At 71.9% G+C, this 14,565-nt stretch carries 15 protein-coding genes; 7 read left to right on the top strand and 8 right to left on the bottom strand.

Annotated elements, in window-relative coordinates; translation table 11 throughout:
* Window positions 1–80: 80 nt before the first annotated feature.
* Window positions 81–3,050, bottom strand: a complete 2,970-nt coding sequence (locus ACZ6Z8_RS09675; protein ID WP_465607906.1) for an AfsR/SARP family transcriptional regulator — start codon at window positions 3,048–3,050, stop codon at window positions 81–83.
* A gap of 214 nt (window positions 3,051–3,264) precedes the next feature.
* Here ACZ6Z8_RS09675 and ACZ6Z8_RS09670 point away from each other — a divergent pair, with 214 nt between their 5' ends.
* Entirely contained in the window at window positions 3,265–3,537 is a 273-nt protein-coding gene (locus ACZ6Z8_RS09670) for a hypothetical protein (RefSeq protein ID WP_465607904.1), read from the top strand.
* A 235-nt stretch (window positions 3,538–3,772) separates the two neighbouring features.
* On the opposite strand, the gene ACZ6Z8_RS09665 is transcribed toward ACZ6Z8_RS09670, so the two are convergent.
* Window positions 3,773–3,991, bottom strand: a complete 219-nt coding sequence (locus ACZ6Z8_RS09665; protein WP_465607902.1) for a hypothetical protein — start codon at window positions 3,989–3,991, stop codon at window positions 3,773–3,775.
* Window positions 3,992–4,127: 136 nt separating this feature from the next.
* Here ACZ6Z8_RS09665 and ACZ6Z8_RS09660 point away from each other — a divergent pair, with 136 nt between their 5' ends.
* A complete protein-coding gene (locus ACZ6Z8_RS09660) occupies window positions 4,128–4,886 on the top strand; it encodes a GntR family transcriptional regulator (protein ID WP_465607900.1) in 759 nt (252 codons plus the stop codon).
* 210 nt (window positions 4,887–5,096) lie between these two features.
* On the opposite strand, the gene ACZ6Z8_RS09655 is transcribed toward ACZ6Z8_RS09660, so the two are convergent.
* Window positions 5,097–6,764: a fumarate hydratase gene (locus ACZ6Z8_RS09655; RefSeq protein ID WP_033347644.1), complete on the bottom strand. Its 1,668-nt coding sequence runs from the start codon at window positions 6,762–6,764 to the stop codon at window positions 5,097–5,099.
* 146 nt (window positions 6,765–6,910) lie between these two features.
* Between ACZ6Z8_RS09655 and ACZ6Z8_RS09650 the strand changes: the two genes are divergently transcribed.
* Window positions 6,911–7,693 (top strand): DUF1707 SHOCT-like domain-containing protein, encoded by a 783-nt coding sequence (locus ACZ6Z8_RS09650; RefSeq protein WP_465607899.1) that lies wholly within the window; start codon window positions 6,911–6,913, stop codon window positions 7,691–7,693.
* Window positions 7,694–8,006: 313 nt separating this feature from the next.
* Entirely contained in the window at window positions 8,007–8,384 is a 378-nt protein-coding gene (locus tag ACZ6Z8_RS09645) for a WhiB family transcriptional regulator (protein WP_465608430.1), read from the top strand.
* 118 nt (window positions 8,385–8,502) lie between these two features.
* Here ACZ6Z8_RS09645 and glpX read toward each other — a convergent pair whose 3' ends face one another.
* Window positions 8,503–9,543 (bottom strand): class II fructose-bisphosphatase, encoded by a 1,041-nt coding sequence (gene glpX, locus ACZ6Z8_RS09640; RefSeq protein ID WP_465607897.1) that lies wholly within the window; start codon window positions 9,541–9,543, stop codon window positions 8,503–8,505.
* Between the two features lie 215 nt (window positions 9,544–9,758).
* Here glpX and ACZ6Z8_RS09635 point away from each other — a divergent pair, with 215 nt between their 5' ends.
* Entirely contained in the window at window positions 9,759–10,295 is a 537-nt protein-coding gene (locus ACZ6Z8_RS09635) for a DUF4245 domain-containing protein (RefSeq protein ID WP_465607895.1), read from the top strand.
* A gap of 80 nt (window positions 10,296–10,375) precedes the next feature.
* Here the strand turns inward: ACZ6Z8_RS09635 and ACZ6Z8_RS09630 are convergent, their stop codons facing one another.
* Both ACZ6Z8_RS09630 and ACZ6Z8_RS09625 read right to left on the bottom strand, forming a co-directional pair.
* On the bottom strand, window positions 10,376–10,978 hold the full coding sequence (locus ACZ6Z8_RS09630) for a malonic semialdehyde reductase (protein ID WP_465607893.1): 603 nt from the start codon (window positions 10,976–10,978) through the stop codon (window positions 10,376–10,378).
* Window positions 10,979–11,089: 111 nt separating this feature from the next.
* Window positions 11,090–11,347 (bottom strand): exodeoxyribonuclease VII small subunit, encoded by a 258-nt coding sequence (locus ACZ6Z8_RS09625; protein WP_402812203.1) that lies wholly within the window; start codon window positions 11,345–11,347, stop codon window positions 11,090–11,092.
* A gap of 96 nt (window positions 11,348–11,443) precedes the next feature.
* On the opposite strand from ACZ6Z8_RS09625, the gene ACZ6Z8_RS09620 reads away from it, so the two are divergent.
* The gene (locus ACZ6Z8_RS09620; protein ID WP_465607891.1) at window positions 11,444–11,932 is read left to right on the top strand and encodes a GNAT family N-acetyltransferase; all 489 of its coding nucleotides are present in this window, start codon (window positions 11,444–11,446) and stop codon (window positions 11,930–11,932) included.
* A 25-nt stretch (window positions 11,933–11,957) separates the two neighbouring features.
* Here ACZ6Z8_RS09620 and xseA read toward each other — a convergent pair whose 3' ends face one another.
* Window positions 11,958–13,169 carry an exodeoxyribonuclease VII large subunit gene (xseA, locus tag ACZ6Z8_RS09615; protein ID WP_465607889.1) on the bottom strand — a complete coding sequence of 404 codons (1,212 nt, stop codon included), beginning with the start codon at window positions 13,167–13,169 and terminating at the stop codon, window positions 11,958–11,960.
* Window positions 13,170–13,179: 10 nt separating this feature from the next.
* Window positions 13,180–13,365 carry a hypothetical protein gene (locus ACZ6Z8_RS09610; RefSeq protein ID WP_465608467.1) on the bottom strand — a complete coding sequence of 62 codons (186 nt, stop codon included), beginning with the start codon at window positions 13,363–13,365 and terminating at the stop codon, window positions 13,180–13,182.
* A gap of 109 nt (window positions 13,366–13,474) precedes the next feature.
* On the opposite strand from ACZ6Z8_RS09610, the gene ACZ6Z8_RS09605 reads away from it, so the two are divergent.
* Window positions 13,475–14,449 (top strand): 4-hydroxy-3-methylbut-2-enyl diphosphate reductase, encoded by a 975-nt coding sequence (locus tag ACZ6Z8_RS09605; protein ID WP_465607887.1) that lies wholly within the window; start codon window positions 13,475–13,477, stop codon window positions 14,447–14,449.
* Window positions 14,450–14,565 lie beyond the last annotated feature (116 nt).

Here is a 14,565-nt window from a genome sequence, read left to right as displayed (position 1 = left end):
GAGGGCGCTCCCGCAGCCGGGGGGCTGCGGGGGCGCCGACGCGCGGATCGGGGGAGGTGCTCCGCGGGGGAGCGGAGGCCTCACGGCGCGGGGGGAGAAGAGAAGGGCTCGGTGTGCTGTCGGGAGATGAGGTCCGCCACGGGGGAGGCCTCCGGCACACCGAGCCGCGTGAAGATGGCGTGCGCCTCCTGGAGGCACGCCAGCCCGCGGGCCGGCTGGGCCAGGGCGAGCAGCGCCTCACCGAGCGCGGCGTTGGCCAGGCCCTGGCAGTAGGCGGAGTCCAGCTCCTGGGCGATCGCCAACGACTGCCCGGCCGCCTCGGCCGCCTCGGTGGGCTGCTCGGCGACGAGCAGGGCGGAGGCCAGGCGGGCCAGGGTGTAGCCCTCCCAGAGTGAGTTGCGCTGGGACTGGTACAGCTGGTGGGCCTCCCGCAGGTGCGGGACGGCCTCGGCGGTGGAGAGCACCACGCCGAGCTGGTAGAGGGTCTGGGCGAGCAGCGGGCCGTTGTTGGACGCCCGAGCGGCGGCGACACCCTCTCCGGCGGACCGGATCGCCGTCTCGGTCATGCCGAGGCGGTGCTGTACCCGGGCCATGTTGCTGACGATCCGCGCCTCGCCGATCGACGTGCCCACCGCCCGGTTGCTGGCGTGCGCCTGTTCCAGGAACGGCAGTGCCTCGGCCGGGCGGTTGTTCATGTTCAGGATCACACCCAGCATGTTGGCCGTGGCCAGGAACAGGACGGTCGGCTCGTCCGGGGTCTGGTGATCCAGGCTCCGGCGGAAGGACTGCTCGGCCCCCTGGAAGTCGCTGGTGGCGGACTGCAGCGTGCCGAGGGCGAAATGCACCCGCGCGATGCCGGGGGAGTCACCCCGGAGCTGGGCATCCTCGCCTATGGCCGCGAGCACCGGGAGCGCCCGCGGTCCGCGAGTCGGGTCCGGATCGATGCTGAACAGGTAGTTGAGCAGGTCGACGGCCGCGCGCTGCAGGGTGCTGGGGCCGCTCGCGGCGGCCTCAACGGCACTGAGTAGCAAGGCTCCCTCGGTCCGGAGCCAGTCCTGGGCGGCCTGGTTGGTCGGCAGGTGGAGCCCGCCTGACGTGAAGGTGGTCAGCAACTCGGGCAGCGGATCGTCCGGTTCGATGACCTGGGCCGCGTTGCGGACGGTCGGGATCAGTAGGTGGAGCAGTCGCAGCACCGCTCGTTCCTGTTCCCCGGTGTCCCCGATCCGCTCGTTCTGACGCTGGGCGTAGAGACGGAGCAGGTCGTGGTAGCGGTAGCGGCCGGGAGTGAAGCACTCCAGCATGTTCGCCTCGACGAGCGCCTCGGTGAGGTCCTCGGCGGTGTACTCGTCCACGCCGAGCAGCGCCGCAGCGGCCGCCAGCGGAATGTCGGGGGAATCGATCAGGGCGAGCAGCCGAAAGGCGCGGGCCTCGTCCACGGACAGCTGGCCGTAGCCGAGCCCGATGGTGGTCTCCACGGCGAGGTTGCCGAGCTGGAGTTCGTCCAGGCGCCGGCGCTGGTCGGCTAACCGACTGGCCAGGTCGGAGACGCTCCAGCGTGGACGGCTGGCGAGGCGAGCGGCAGCGATGCGAACGGCCAGTGGCAGGAAGCCGCAAGCGGTGATGACCTTCATCGCGGCGTCGGGTTCGGCAGCGACCCGGTGTTCACCGACGATGGCCGAGAACAGAGCCAGTGCCTCGGCCGGGGTCAGCTCCTCGACATCGAAGAGCTGAGCGCCCGGGATGCCGGCGAGCCGGGAACGGCTGGTGGCGAGGACGGCGCACCCGGAGACCCCGGGGATCAGCGGGCGGATCTGCTCGGCGTCGCGCGCGTTGTCGAGCAGGATGAGCATCCGCCGACTGGCGAGCAGCGAACGGTAGAGCGCGGCGCGCTGTTCCAAGGAGTCGGGACTCTCGGCGACGCCGAGCGCGTGGAGGAAGTCGCCCAGGACGACCACCGGATCGGCTGGCGAGGCGCCGGCTCCGCGCAGGTCGACGTACAGCTGCCCGTCCGGGAAGTCGGCGCGGACGCGGTGGGCCACGTGCACCGCGAGGGTGGTCTTTCCCACTCCGCCGATACCGGCCAGCGAGGTCACCACCACAGCCTGGCCGGTGGCGTTCATCAGGACTGTCGAGAGCTCACCCACCAGCTCGGAGCGTCCACTGAAGTCTGAGACGTCAGCCGGTAGTTGGGCGGGTGCCGGGGGAGTGGTCGGGCCGTCCTCGCGAGCGACGGGGACAGGAGCGGGAACGGCCGGAACGGCGAGCGTCGGATCGGCCGCCAGGATTCGGTTGTGCATCGAGGAAAGGCCGACACCCGGTTCGACCCCGAGTTCCTCGATGAGTAGCTTGCGGGTGTCGGTGTAGACGCCCAGCGCTTCGGCCTGACGTCCGCAGCGGTACAGCGCCAGCATCAGCAGTTCACGCAGGCGTTCGCGCAGCGGGTGCTCGGCGGTCAGGGTGTTGAGTTCGCCGACGATCTCGGCGTGCAGCCCGACGTCGAGGGCGGCCGCGCACAGCTCCTCCGATGCGGCGACCTGGCGCTCGGCCAGCCGCAGCCGCTGGGCCTCGGCGTAGGGGCCGGGGACGCCGGTGAGCGGACGGCCCCTGAACAGGTCCAGCGCCTGCGCCAGCAGCCGGTGCGCCTCGTTTTTGTCGCCCGAGGCGCGGGCCGTGGCCGCCTCGGCGGAGAGCCGTTCGAAGACGGAGAGGTCCAGGGCCTCGCCCGGAATGCGGAGGGCGTAGCCGTCGGCGACCGAGACCAACAGCTCCGCCCGGCGTCGGACCTCCCGCTGAGGCTCGATGACCGAGCGCAGGCGGGAGACGTACGTGCGCAGGGCCGCCACGGCCTGGGTCGGAGGTCGCTCGCCCCACAGCGCGTCGACCAGGTCCTGCGTGGTGACCGGGCGACCGGAATGCAGCAGGAGGGTGGTCAGAACGGCCTGTTGCTGGGGGGAACCGAGGGAGAGGGGCTTGTCGTCGAGCCAGGCCTGGACCGGACCGAGGACTTGGAAGCGCAGCGCAGGGGCCTGCGGCGTCTCCCGAAACTCCATGAAGTCCCCCGATGGCCTGTGGTGTCGATTCCGTGAAAGGGCGCTCGGCGGTCCGCCGCGGTGCTTCAGCTTAGGCGGACGCCCGACTCTGCCGGACGGCCCCGCAAGCCGCACGATGTTTATCGGACATTTAATCAACCCTACGATACTGTCCGCGCGCCCGCGCCACGGAGGTCGGGCTGAACACATTTGATGACCGAAAGGCGGCCGCCCAATGGCCAACGACCAGAGCGACACCCCGGTGGCGTCGACGCCCGAGAACGCGGCGCAGACCGGCACCCCGGCAGCCGCTGTGGAGGCGGGCAAGGCTGTCGAGGGCGCGGTTGCCGCGTCCTCGAACCCGGCCGGATACACCGCGCCGACCGATGCCGACAAGACCGCGTTCGAGAACGGACCGTTCGGTGACGAGGGTGAGTACATAGAGGAGCCCACCGGCGCGCCGGGTGGCCCGCTCAAGCCGGAGAGCGTCATCGGCGGCCACCCGTAAGCCGTTTCGGCCCAGTGCCCCCGCGCCCCCGTCCGGGCGCGGGGGCACTCTCGTGATGTGCGCGCCAATTCGTGTGCGGGTCCACCGGTGGCCGATTCCCGTCCTCGATGCGCCCGTGGTGGCCGGGGCCGTCCGTAACGTGCCCCGCGGAGCCCCCGAAGCGTTCCGGAATTCCGGATTCACCGGGGGGATTACGGGCGCCCGAACGCCATGGTTTGCGTGGGTTTCGCCGCAATTACCGGGGCTGATCGTATTCAGCCGAATCGCGGGGCCCGGGGGCCGGCGAGACGTGGTGGGGTTCGGCGGTCCATTCGCGGCCGCCGTGCTCGGGGCGCAGGTAGTGCTCGCCGCCGATGGTGTCCATGTAGATGCCGGTGCGTCCGGTCCTGCGGTCGAGGACGAGTTCACCCGCTTGTGGCCGGTAGGCCGGGGCGTTGCGCTGTCGGATGGTCACCGCACTGCTCCTTCGCTCCGTCAGCGACTGGCAGACATCTCTAGAGAAGCTAATATCTCTAGAGATGTCAACGGTCGTATCTCCTTACCGGCGACCGAGGGCGCGCCTACGATTGTCCGAGGGAGAGGGAGCGGCGATGACCGGCAGCAGTGGCGACAAGCAGCCCAAGTACCAGCGGATCGCCGACTCCCTGAAGGCGGCCATCGACACCGGCCGCTACCGCGCGGGCGACCGACTGCCCGGCGAGAACGACCTCATGGACGAGTACGGCGTGGCCAGGATGACGGCCCGCCAGGCGCTGGGCGTGCTGCAGAGCGAGGGCATCGCGGAGGCCCGCAGGGGCGCCGGGGTGTTCGTCCGGGACTTCCGGCCGCTGCGCCGGCGCGGCATCCAGCGGCTGGCGCAGGGGCAGTGGGGCTCCGGCCGGTCGATATGGTCGGCGGACATCGACAGCCGCAGCCTGGTGGTCGACCAGGTGTCCGTCACCGAGCGGGGCGCCCCCGAACACGTGGCCGGGGTGCTCGGGGTGGAGCCGGGTGCCCCGATGTGCGTGCGGCACCGCCGCTTCGTCCTGGACGGCAAGCCGGTGCTGCTGTCCACCTCCTACCTGCCGGCCGTCCTGGTCGCCGGCACCGCGATCACCCGCGAGGACACCGGCCCCGGCGGCACCTACGCGCGCCTGGCCGAGATCGGCGCCAAGCCCGTGCACTTCCGCGAGGAGGTCCGCTCCCGGATGCCCGCCGCCGAGGAGGCCGCCCGCCTCGAACTCTCCGCCGGCACCCCGGTCATCCTGATCTGCCGCACCGCCTTCGCCGACGAGGGCCAGGTCGTCGAACTCAACGAGATGATCCTCGACGCCGCCTCCTACGTCCTGGAGTACGACTTCGACGCGTGAACCGGACGGAGGCGGCCGACCGGCGCCACTGGTCGTGGTAGCGCGCCCTGAGGATCTTCACTTCCGTCTCGTCCGCCCGGTCCACCAACCGGTGCACGTCATCGATCCGGTGCGTTTCCGTACCGCCTGCCACGAGAGAACCGCCCCGGCCGCAGGGGCGGCCGGGGCGGTTCAGAGGCGTGCGGGAGCGCGTGGGGGCACTCCTGCGGGCTACTCCTTGGAGCGGATCCGCAGGTTGGTGATCAGCGGGCCCTCGGTGGTCTCGCGGAAGAAGTCGTTGCCCTTGTCGTCGACGACGATGAAGGCCGGGAAGTCCTCGACCTCGATGCGCCAGACGGCCTCCATGCCGAGCTCGGCGTACTCCAGCACCTCGACCTTCTTGATGCAGTCCTGGGCGAGGCGCGCGGCGGGGCCGCCGATGGAGCCGAGGTAGAAGCCGCCGTGCGCCGCGCAGGCGTCGGTGACCTGCTTGCTGCGGTTGCCCTTGGCGAGCATGACCATGGAGCCGCCGGCGGCCTGGAACTGGTCGACGTAGGAGTCCATCCGGCCGGCCGTGGTGGGGCCGAAGGAGCCGGAGGCGTAGCCCTCGGGGGTCTTGGCCGGGCCGGCGTAGTAGACCGGGTGGTCCTGGAGGTACTTGGGCATGCCCTCGCCGGCGTCCAGGCGCTCCTTGATCTTGGCGTGGGCGATGTCGCGGGCGACGACGAGGGTGCCGGTGAGCGAGAGCCGGGTCTTCACCGGGTACTTGGACAGCTCGGCGCGGATCGCGGACATCGGCTGGTTGAGGTCGACGCGCACCACGTCGTCGTCGAGGTGCTCGTCGGTGGTGTCCGGCAGGTACTTCGCCGGGTCGGTCTCCAGCTGCTCCAGGAAGACGCCCTCGGCGGTGATCTTGCCGAGCGCCTGGCGGTCGGCGGAGCAGGACACGGCCATCGCGACGGGCAGGGAGGCGCCGTGGCGGGGCAGCCGGACCACGCGCACGTCGTGGCAGAAGTACTTGCCGCCGAACTGGGCGCCGATGCCGATCTTCTGGGTCAGCTCGGTGACCTTGGCCTCCAGCTCCAGGTCCCGGAAGCCGTGGCCGGTCCTGGCGTTGCCGGAGGTCGGCAGGTTGTCCAGGTAGTGCGCCGAGGCGTACTTGGCGGTCTTGAGCGCGAACTCGGCGCTGGTGCCGCCGATCACGATGGCCAGGTGGTACGGCGGGCAGGCGGCGGTGCCGAGCGAGCGGATCTTCTGCTCCAGGAACGAGAGCATGCTCGCCTCGTTCAGGATGGCCTTGGTCTCCTGGTACAGGTACGACTTGTTGGCGGAGCCGCCGCCCTTGGCCATGAACAGGAACTTGTACGCGTCGCCGTCGGTGGCGTACAGCTCGATCTGGGCCGGCAGGTTGTTGCCGGTGTTCTTCTCGTCCCACATGGTGACCGGGGCCATCTGGGAGTACCGCAGGTTGAGCTTGGTGTACGCGTCGTACACGCCGCGCGCGATGGCGGACTCGTCCGCGCCGGAGGTCAGCACGTTCTGGCCGCGCTTGCCCATGACGATCGCGGTGCCGGTGTCCTGGCACATCGGGAGGATGCCGCCGGCCGAGATGTTGACGTTCTTCAGCAGGTCGAGCGCGACGAAGCGGTCGTTCGGGCTGGCCTCCGGGTCGTCCAGGATGCGGCGCAGCTGGGCGAGGTGGGCGGGGCGCAGGTAGTGCGAGATGTCGTGCATCGCCTCGGCCGTGAGCAGGCGCAGCGCCTCGGGCTCGACCTGGAGGAAGGTGCGGCCGCCGGCCTCGAAGGTGGAGACACCCTCGGAGGTGAGCTTGCGGTACGGGGTCGGGTCAGCGCCCAGGGGGAGCAGGTCGCTGTACTCGAAGTCTGGCGTGGGAGCCATCGGGGCGGTCCTTAGGTGTCCAGTGTTCCGGCTGCGTCGGCGAAGCACCATCCAGGGTAGGACCCGGCCGGGGCGGGCACGCGGACAGGTCAGCCTTGCGTGACCGGGCTCACTCGGGCAGGAGTGCGAGCCACTAGGCTTGGGCCGTGGACAACTCGCCGTCGCACGACGACCCGGGGCAGCCGCCGGTGCCGGCGCCCGTGCCCCTGAGCAAGCCCGAACTCAAGCCCGAACTCAGGCCCCAGGCCGAGCCGGTGGCCGAGCCGCGGCCGTCGGCCGCCCCGGTGGCGGACGCCGAGATGCGGGCCTCGGACGCCGATCGCGAGCGGATCGCGGAACTGCTGCGGGACGCCTACGCCGAGGGTCGCCTGGACGCGGAGGAGCACGCGGAGCGGATCGAGGCCGCGTACGCCGCCAAGACCTTCGGCGACCTGGTCCCGCTGACCAGGGACCTGCCCGCGCACCGCTCGGTGTCCTTCGACAAGCCGCCGCTGGGCGCCCGGGAGCCCGCCCCCGCGCCGGCCAGGCCGCTGCCGCCCGCCCGGCACGAGGCCCCGTCCGTGGTGGCGATCTTCGGCGGCGCGGCCCGCAAGGGCCGCTGGCGGGTCGGCTCGCACCTGACGGCCTTCACGGCGTTCGGCGGGGTGGACATCGACCTCACGGACGCCGTGTTCGAGTCCCCCGAGGTGGAGATCACGGTGACCGCGATCTTCGGCGGGGTGGAGATCCGGGTGCCGGAGAACGTGAGCCTGCTCGGCTCGGGGGTCGGCATCTTCGGCGGCTTCGACGTCCGCGAGCAGACCGTGGCGGACCCGTACGCTCCGGTCGTGAGGGTCAAGGGCGTTGCCCTGTTCGGTGGTTGCAACGCCAAGCCGCGCAGGGGCAAGAAGCTCCGGGAGTGGGTGCGCAAGCAACTCGGTACGGAATAGCCCGAATTGACCTGTCGAGTGCCCGGTCGGGAGCCAACTCCCGGTCGGGCGCTCGGCGTTGTTTCCGGTGCACTCCGTAGTCGATTGCGTGCAGTGTGCATGAATCGCGCCGGAGGGGGTAGTTCCTTCCGCACATCGCTTCTCGTACGGCTGTGCACCGGTGGTGGCCCAGTGGCCGCCCCGGGCGTTGGACAGCGGGGGCTCGCAGCCGGGCGGGGGAGCGGGGTTCCCCGTGTCCGAGAGCCTCGTCAGGAGTACGGCCGTGCTGCATCCGATCGAGTCCCGCACCACCTCGCCAGTCGCCGCCGCCCAGTTGCTGGAGCGTCGTCCGGCCGTCTCCCCCCAGCCGCAGCCCCCGGGCGGCACGGCGGGCGCGCCCGCGGGTGAGGACAATCCGTGGCACACCGGTGCGGCCTGTCGGCGGGACGAGGCGGGGCTGTTCTTCGCGCCCTCGAAGGAGCCGACGGCGGCCCGGCTGTCGCGCGAGGAGCAGGCCAAGCGGGTGTGCGCCCGCTGCCCGGTGCTGCTGGAGTGCCGCGAGCACGCGTTGGCCCAGCCGGAGCCGTACGGGGTCTGGGGCGGGCTGACGGCCGCCGAGCGGCGGGTGGTGCTGGCCCGGCGGCGCCGCCGGGACGCGGAGCTGCGCGAGGCGGCCCGGGTGGCCACGGCGGGGCGCCGGATAGCCGGTTGACGGCGGGTCGGGGCCGGGCCGGAAGGAGCCGGGCCGGAGGAACCGGCCGCAAAGGCCTCGCGGCCCCGGCGGAGGGGGATTCCGCCGGGGCCGCGAGGTCGAGCCGGATGCGTCCGGGTCAGTTGGCGCGGTCGAAGTCGATCGCGCTGTAGGCCCGCAGCTTCGCCAGCTTGTGGACGGAGTTGATCTCGCGGATCGTGCCGCTCTTGGAGCGCATCACCAGCGAGCTGGTGGTGGCGGTCTCCGAGCGGTAGTGCACGCCGCGCAGCAGCTCGCCGTCCGTGATGCCGGTGGCGACGAAGAACACGTTCTCGCCGCTGACCAGGTCGTTGGTGGTGAGCACCCGGTCCAGGTCGTGCCCGGCGTCGAGGGCCTTCTGCCGCTCGGCGTCGTCCTTGGGCCACAGCCGGCCCTGGATCACGCCGCCCATGCACTTCATCGCGCAGGCCGCGATGATGCCCTCGGGGGTGCCGCCGATGCCCATCAGCAGGTCGACGCCGGTGCCCTCGCGGGCGGCCATGATGGCGCCGGCCACGTCTCCGTCGGAGATGAACTTGATCCGGGCGCCCGCCTCGCGGATCTCCCGGACCAGGCCGTCGTGCCGGGGCCGGTCGAGCACGACCACGGTGACGTCCTCGACGGCGCTGCCCTTGGCCTTGGCGACCCGGCGGATGTTGACGGCCGCCGGGGCGGTGATGTCGACGAACTCGGCGGCCTCCGGGCCGGCCACCAGCTTGTCCATGTAGAACACGGCGCTGGGGTCGAACATGGTGCCGCGGTCGGCCACGGCCAGCACGGCCACCGCGTTGTTCATGCCCTTGGCGGTCAGCGTGGTGCCGTCCACCGGGTCGACCGCGACGTCGCACTCGGCGCCGGTGCCGTCGCCGACCCGCTCGCCGTTGTAGAGCATCGGGGCTTCGTCCTTCTCGCCCTCGCCGATGACGACCACGCCGTTCATCGAGACGGTCGAGACGAGGGTGCGCATCGCCTTGACGGCGGCACCGTCCGCGCCGTTCTTGTCGCCCCGGCCGACCCACCGGCCGGCTGCCATCGCGGCCGCTTCGGTGACCCGGACGAGTTCGAGCGCGAGGTTCCGGTCCGGAGCCTCCGGCGCGACCTCCAGGGCACTGGGAAGGTGGTGCGGGTACTGCGTGGTCATCGTCGTTACCTCTCTGTACGCGACGGCCAGTGAGCGCCCGACTACTGCCTGGTCGAACGCCGTGGTGAGGGTGATGCGATCGTATCTGCCCACGAGATGACTGTCTGTGGCGCGGGTCGCCACCCTGTGCCGGAAGGCGCCGATTCGCCCGGCTTCACCCGTACGTGCACACCCCGGGTGGCCGGGCCGGGATGGGGATGAGTCACCATGAGGGGGTGGCTGCAGAGAGCAAGGGCATGAGGGGTCGGCAGACCGTACGGGACATGGTCCTGTCGATGCTGGCGGTCGGTTTCGTCGTCTGGGTCGGGTACCTGTTCCTCCCGCACGACGCGAACAGCGACCCGGTGCACGTCGTCGAGTACAAGGTGGCGGCGGCCTCCGCGAAGCGCGCCGCGCCGTACCCGCTGCTGTCCCCGGACGGGCTGTCCGACAAGTGGCGGGCGACCTCGGTCGGCTACACGCCGGCCGACCTCAGCGGCGGCAAGGGCAACGCCTGGCACCTGGGCTTCGTGACGCCCTCCGGCCAGTACGCGGCGGTCGAGCAGGCCGACGTCCCGCGCGACAAGCTGCTCGCCGACAAGGTTGCGGGCGCCCGGTCGGACGGCAGCTCGGACGCCGCCGGGCGCACCTGGGAGCGGGTGCAGGGCGACAAGGCCCGTGCGCTGACCGCCCAGAACGGCTCGGCGACCACCCTGGTCACCGGCACCGCCTCGTACGAGGAGCTGGCCGAGCTGGCCCAGGCGCTCAAGTAGCGGCGGGGCCTCCCCTCGGGCACGCGAAAGGGCCCGCACCGGACGAACCGGTGCGGGCCCTTCGCCGTCGCGGGGTGCGATCAGACCGTGGTGACGACCTGGTCGTACTCCAGGCGCGGGGAGCGCGGGAACCAGGCGTCATCGCCCGGCTTGCCGATGTTGACCACGGCCAGCACCGAGTGGTCGCCGTCGCCGAAGAACTCCTTGTTGATGCCCGCGGCGTCGAAGCCGGTCATCGGGCCGGCGGCCAGGCCGGCGGCGCGCACGCCGATGATGAAGTAGGCGGCCTGCAGGGCGCCGTTCAGGGCGGCGGACTGCTCACGGACGGCGCGCTCCGAGAAGAACACGTCCTTGGCCTGCGGGAAGTGCGGGAACTGGGTCGGCAGCTCCTCGTGGAACTCGTTGTCCGCGGCCAGGATGGCGACCAGCGGCGCGGTGGAGGTCTTCGGCTTGTTGCCGTCCGCCATGTGCTGGACGAGGCGCTCGCGGCCCTCGGCGGAGCGGACCAGGACGACGCGCAGCGGCTGCTGGTTGAAGGCGGTCGGGCCGTACTTGACCAGGTCGTAGATGGCCTGGACCTGCTCCTCGGTGACCGGCTCGTCGGTGAAGGTGTTCGCGGTGCGGGCCTCGCGGAACAGCAGGTCCTGAGCGGCGGCGTCGAGTACCAGGGCGTCGGTGGTCATGCTTCTGCACCTCATGCGGGAGGAGGGGTTCGTCGGTGTGACCGGCGTGGCCGATCAGTCCCTCCAACATAGGTGAAGATTCAACGATTCCCCAAGGGAATGTGACCTGCCTCACTCCCCGGCCGGGCCCGCGTCCTCCTCGGCGGCCAGCGCGGCGTCCAGCCGGGCCCTGGCGCCGTCCAGCCACCGCTGGCAGACCTTCGCCAGCTGCTCGCCACGCTCCCACAGCGCCAGCGACTCCTCAAGGGAGATGCCACCGTTCTCCAACTGCCGGACCACGTCCAGCAGCGCGTCCCGGGCGTGCTCGTAGCCCAGCGCGTCGTCCGGGGTCGGCGCCGTCGCGTCCTGCTGCTCCTGCTGCTCTGCCATGCGAGCCAGCGTAGGGGCTGGCGCCGACAGGGAAGGCCCCGCACGGTCCGGAAATCCGGGTGCACCCGGCCGGTGGGCGGCGCTAGCCTCCGCCGCATGACCGAGGTCCGACCCGCCGTGCCCGCCGACGCGCCCGAACTCGTCCGGCTGCGCAACCTGATGTTCGAGGCGATGCCCAGCACGGCCGCCCTGGCCGGCCCCGGGCCCTGGCAGGCCAACGCCGAGCGGATCCTGCGCGAGCGGCTGGCCGTCCCGCCCGAGGAGCTGACCATGCCCTCCTTCGTGGTGGACGACCCGCGGCGGCCCGGCCGGCTCGCCGCCTGCGCCGTCGGCACCCTGGAGGAGCGGCTGCCCTCCCCGGGCAACCCGGACGGGCTGTTCGGCTTCGTCTTCAACATCTGCACCGACCCCGACCACCGGCTGCGCGGCTACGCCCGGGCCTGCACCGAGGCGCTGATGGAGTGGTTCGACGGCCGCCGGGCGGGCCGGATCGACCTGCACGCCACTGTCGGGGGTGAGGCGCTCTACCGCAGCCTCGGCTTCGGCGAGCACTCGATCGCGCTCTCCCGGCAGCGCTCGTACTGAGGCCGCCGGTCGTCCCGGTCCGGTGTCAGTCGCCCGCGACGGCCACGTCGAAGCCGCCGCCCGCCACCCGGGCGTGCAGCCCCTCCCCGGCCGTGACCTGCGCCGGGTCCGTCACCACCGTGCCGTCGGCCCGCTGCAGCACCGCGTAGCCGCGCTCCAGGGTGGCCGCCGGGGAGAGCGCGACCACCCGGGCCAGGGTGTGCCCGAGGTCGCTCTGGGCGTGGTCCAGCCGGTGCCGCAGGGTGCGCCGGGCCCGCTCCAGCAGGCCCTCGACCTCCTGGCCGCGCCCGTCCAGCATCCGGTGCGGGGCGGCCAGCGCCGGACGGCTGCGCAGCCCGTCCAGCCCGTGCTGCTCGCGCTCGACCCGGGACTGCACGTGCCGGCGCGCGCGGTCGCGCAACTGGCGGACCTTGGCGAGCTCCTCGCCGACGTCCGGAACCACCCGTTTGGCGGCATCGGTCGGGGTGGAGGCGCGCAGGTCGGCGACGAAGTCCAGCAGCGGCTGGTCCGGTTCGTGCCCGATCGCGCTGACCACCGGCGTACGGGCGGCCGCGACCAGCCGCACCAGGCCCTCGTCAGAGAACGGCAGCAGGTCCTCCACGCTGCCGCCGCCCCGGGCCACGATGATCACGTCCACCTCGGGGTGCTCGTCCAGCTCCCGGACGGCCGCGCTCACCCGCTCCACCGCGCTGAGCCCCTGCACCGGCACGTTGCGCACCTCGAAGCGCACGGCCGGCCAGCGCCGCCGGGCGTTCTCCAGCACGTCCCGCTCGGCCGCCGAGCCGCGCCCGGTGACCAGTCCGACGCACTGCGGCAGGAACGGCAGCCGCCGCTTGCGCTCGGCCGCGAACAGGCCCTCCCCGGCGAGGCGCCGCTTCAGCTGCTCCAGCCGGGCCAGCAGCTCGCCCAGGCCCACCGGCCGGATCTCCGAGGCCCGCATCGACAGCTGCCCGCGGGCCGCGTACCACTCGGGCTTGGCGTGCACGACGACCCGCGCGCCCTCCTGCACCACGTCCGCGACCTGGTCGAACACCGAGCGGAAGCAGGTCACCGTGAGCGACACGTCGGCCTGCGGGTCGCGCAGGGTCAGGAACACCACGCCCGCCCCGGGGCGGCGGCTGAGCTGGGTGATCTGCCCCTCGACCCACACCGCGCCGAGCCGGTCGATCCAGCCGCCGATCAGCGCGGAGACCTTGCCGACCGGGAGCGGGGCTTCGGGGGAGCTGGTGTTGGCCATGCGTACGAGGCTAGCGGCGCCCGCCGACACCTTCGCCGTACGGGCTCGGCGACGGCCGCCCCTTGGCGTCCAGCACGCCGAACACGCCGACCGGGGCCATCGGGGCGATGAACAGCAGCCCGTAGACCATCAGATCGCGGACACCCAGCGTGCGGCGCAGACCGCTCGGGGGCGGCTGATCGATCACAGCGCTCATAGCCACCCCATGTGAGCACCGGCGCTCCATGGCGACCGGAAAGTGCCCGCCGTCGGCGCGGCTCCCCGCCCGGGGAGGCGGGCCTCCCGGTCGCCCGTACGATGGAGCCATGTCCAACACCGCGCAGCGCCGTGTCCTGCTCGCCGCCCCCCGGGGCTACTGCGCGGGTGTCGACCGCGCCGTGATCGCCGTGGAGAAGGCCCTGGAGCAGTACGGGGCGCCCATCTACGTCCGCAAGCAGATCGTCCACAACAAGTACGTGGTCCAGACCCTGGAGAAGAAGGGCGCGATCTTCGTCGACGAGACGGAGGAGGTGCCGGAGGGCTCGATCGTCGTGTTCTCCGCGCACGGTGTCGCCCCGGCCGTCCACGACGAGGCCCGGGCCGGCAAGCTCGCCACCGTCGACGCCACCTGCCCCCTGGTCACCAAGGTGCACAAGGAGGCCGTGCGCTTCGCCGACGAGGGCTACGACATCCTGCTGGTGGGCCACGAGGGCCACGAGGAGGTCATCGGCACCATGGGCGAGGCCCCGGACCGGATCCACCTGGTGGACGGCGCCGAGGACGTCGCCAACGTGCAGGTGCGGGACGAGTCCAAGATCGTCTGGCTGTCCCAGACCACGCTGTCGGTGGACGAGACCATGGCCACCGTCGGCGAGCTGAAGAAGCGCTTCCCGGCGCTGGTCAGCCCGCCCAGCGACGACATCTGCTACGCCACCCAGAACCGCCAGGTCGCGGTCAAGCAGCTGGCCCCGGAGACCGACCTGCTGATCGTGGTCGGCTCCAAGAACTCCTCCAACTCGGTCCGCCTGGTCGAGGTCGGCCTGGAGTACGGCGCCAAGGCGGCCCACCTGGTCGACTTCGCCGAGGAGATCCAGGAGTCCTGGCTGGAGGGCGTCACCACGGTCGGCCTGACCAGCGGGGCCTCGGTGCCGGAGATCCTGGTCGACGGCGTGCTGGAGTTCCTGGCCGCCCGCGGCTACGACACGGTCGAGACGGTCAAGACCGCCGAGGAGCACCTGACCTTCTCGCTGCCCAAGGAGCTGCGCCGCGACCTGCGCGCCGAGGCCGCCGGCAAGCTGTAGGCCGTTCCCCGGAGGACCCGGCGCCCGGTGCGGGCGCCGGGTCCTCTGCTGTGCGTGCCCGCCCGGGCTCTCGTAGTTTGGTGCCCAGGCTGCTTTCATGCACAGGCTGTGGACGA

Source organism: Kitasatospora sp. NPDC101108, assembly GCF_055584725.1.
The sequence above is the reverse complement of the archived record's forward strand: the minus strand, read 5'-3'. Positions and strand labels throughout refer to the sequence as shown.

Excerpts from the sequence above, each read along its gene's own strand:
- ACZ6Z8_RS09675 (WP_465607906.1), bottom strand. The coding sequence starts at position 3,050 with ATGGAGTTTCGGGAGACGCCGCAGGCCCCTGCGCTGCGCTTCCAAGTC.
- ACZ6Z8_RS09670 (WP_465607904.1), top strand. The coding sequence starts at position 3,265 with ATGGCCAACGACCAGAGCGACACCCCGGTGGCGTCGACGCCCGAGAAC.
- ACZ6Z8_RS09660 (WP_465607900.1), top strand. The coding sequence starts at position 4,128 with ATGACCGGCAGCAGTGGCGACAAGCAGCCCAAGTACCAGCGGATCGCC.
- ACZ6Z8_RS09655 (WP_033347644.1), bottom strand. The coding sequence starts at position 6,764 with ATGGCTCCCACGCCAGACTTCGAGTACAGCGACCTGCTCCCCCTGGGC.
- glpX (WP_465607897.1), bottom strand. The coding sequence starts at position 9,543 with ATGACCACGCAGTACCCGCACCACCTTCCCAGTGCCCTGGAGGTCGCG.
- ACZ6Z8_RS09630 (WP_465607893.1), bottom strand. The coding sequence starts at position 10,978 with ATGACCACCGACGCCCTGGTACTCGACGCCGCCGCTCAGGACCTGCTG.
- ACZ6Z8_RS09625 (WP_402812203.1), bottom strand. The coding sequence starts at position 11,347 with ATGGCAGAGCAGCAGGAGCAGCAGGACGCGACGGCGCCGACCCCGGAC.
- ACZ6Z8_RS09620 (WP_465607891.1), top strand. The coding sequence starts at position 11,444 with ATGACCGAGGTCCGACCCGCCGTGCCCGCCGACGCGCCCGAACTCGTC.
- xseA (WP_465607889.1), bottom strand. The coding sequence starts at position 13,169 with ATGGCCAACACCAGCTCCCCCGAAGCCCCGCTCCCGGTCGGCAAGGTC.
- ACZ6Z8_RS09610 (WP_465608467.1), bottom strand. The coding sequence starts at position 13,365 with ATGAGCGCTGTGATCGATCAGCCGCCCCCGAGCGGTCTGCGCCGCACG.
- ACZ6Z8_RS09605 (WP_465607887.1), top strand. The coding sequence starts at position 13,475 with ATGTCCAACACCGCGCAGCGCCGTGTCCTGCTCGCCGCCCCCCGGGGC.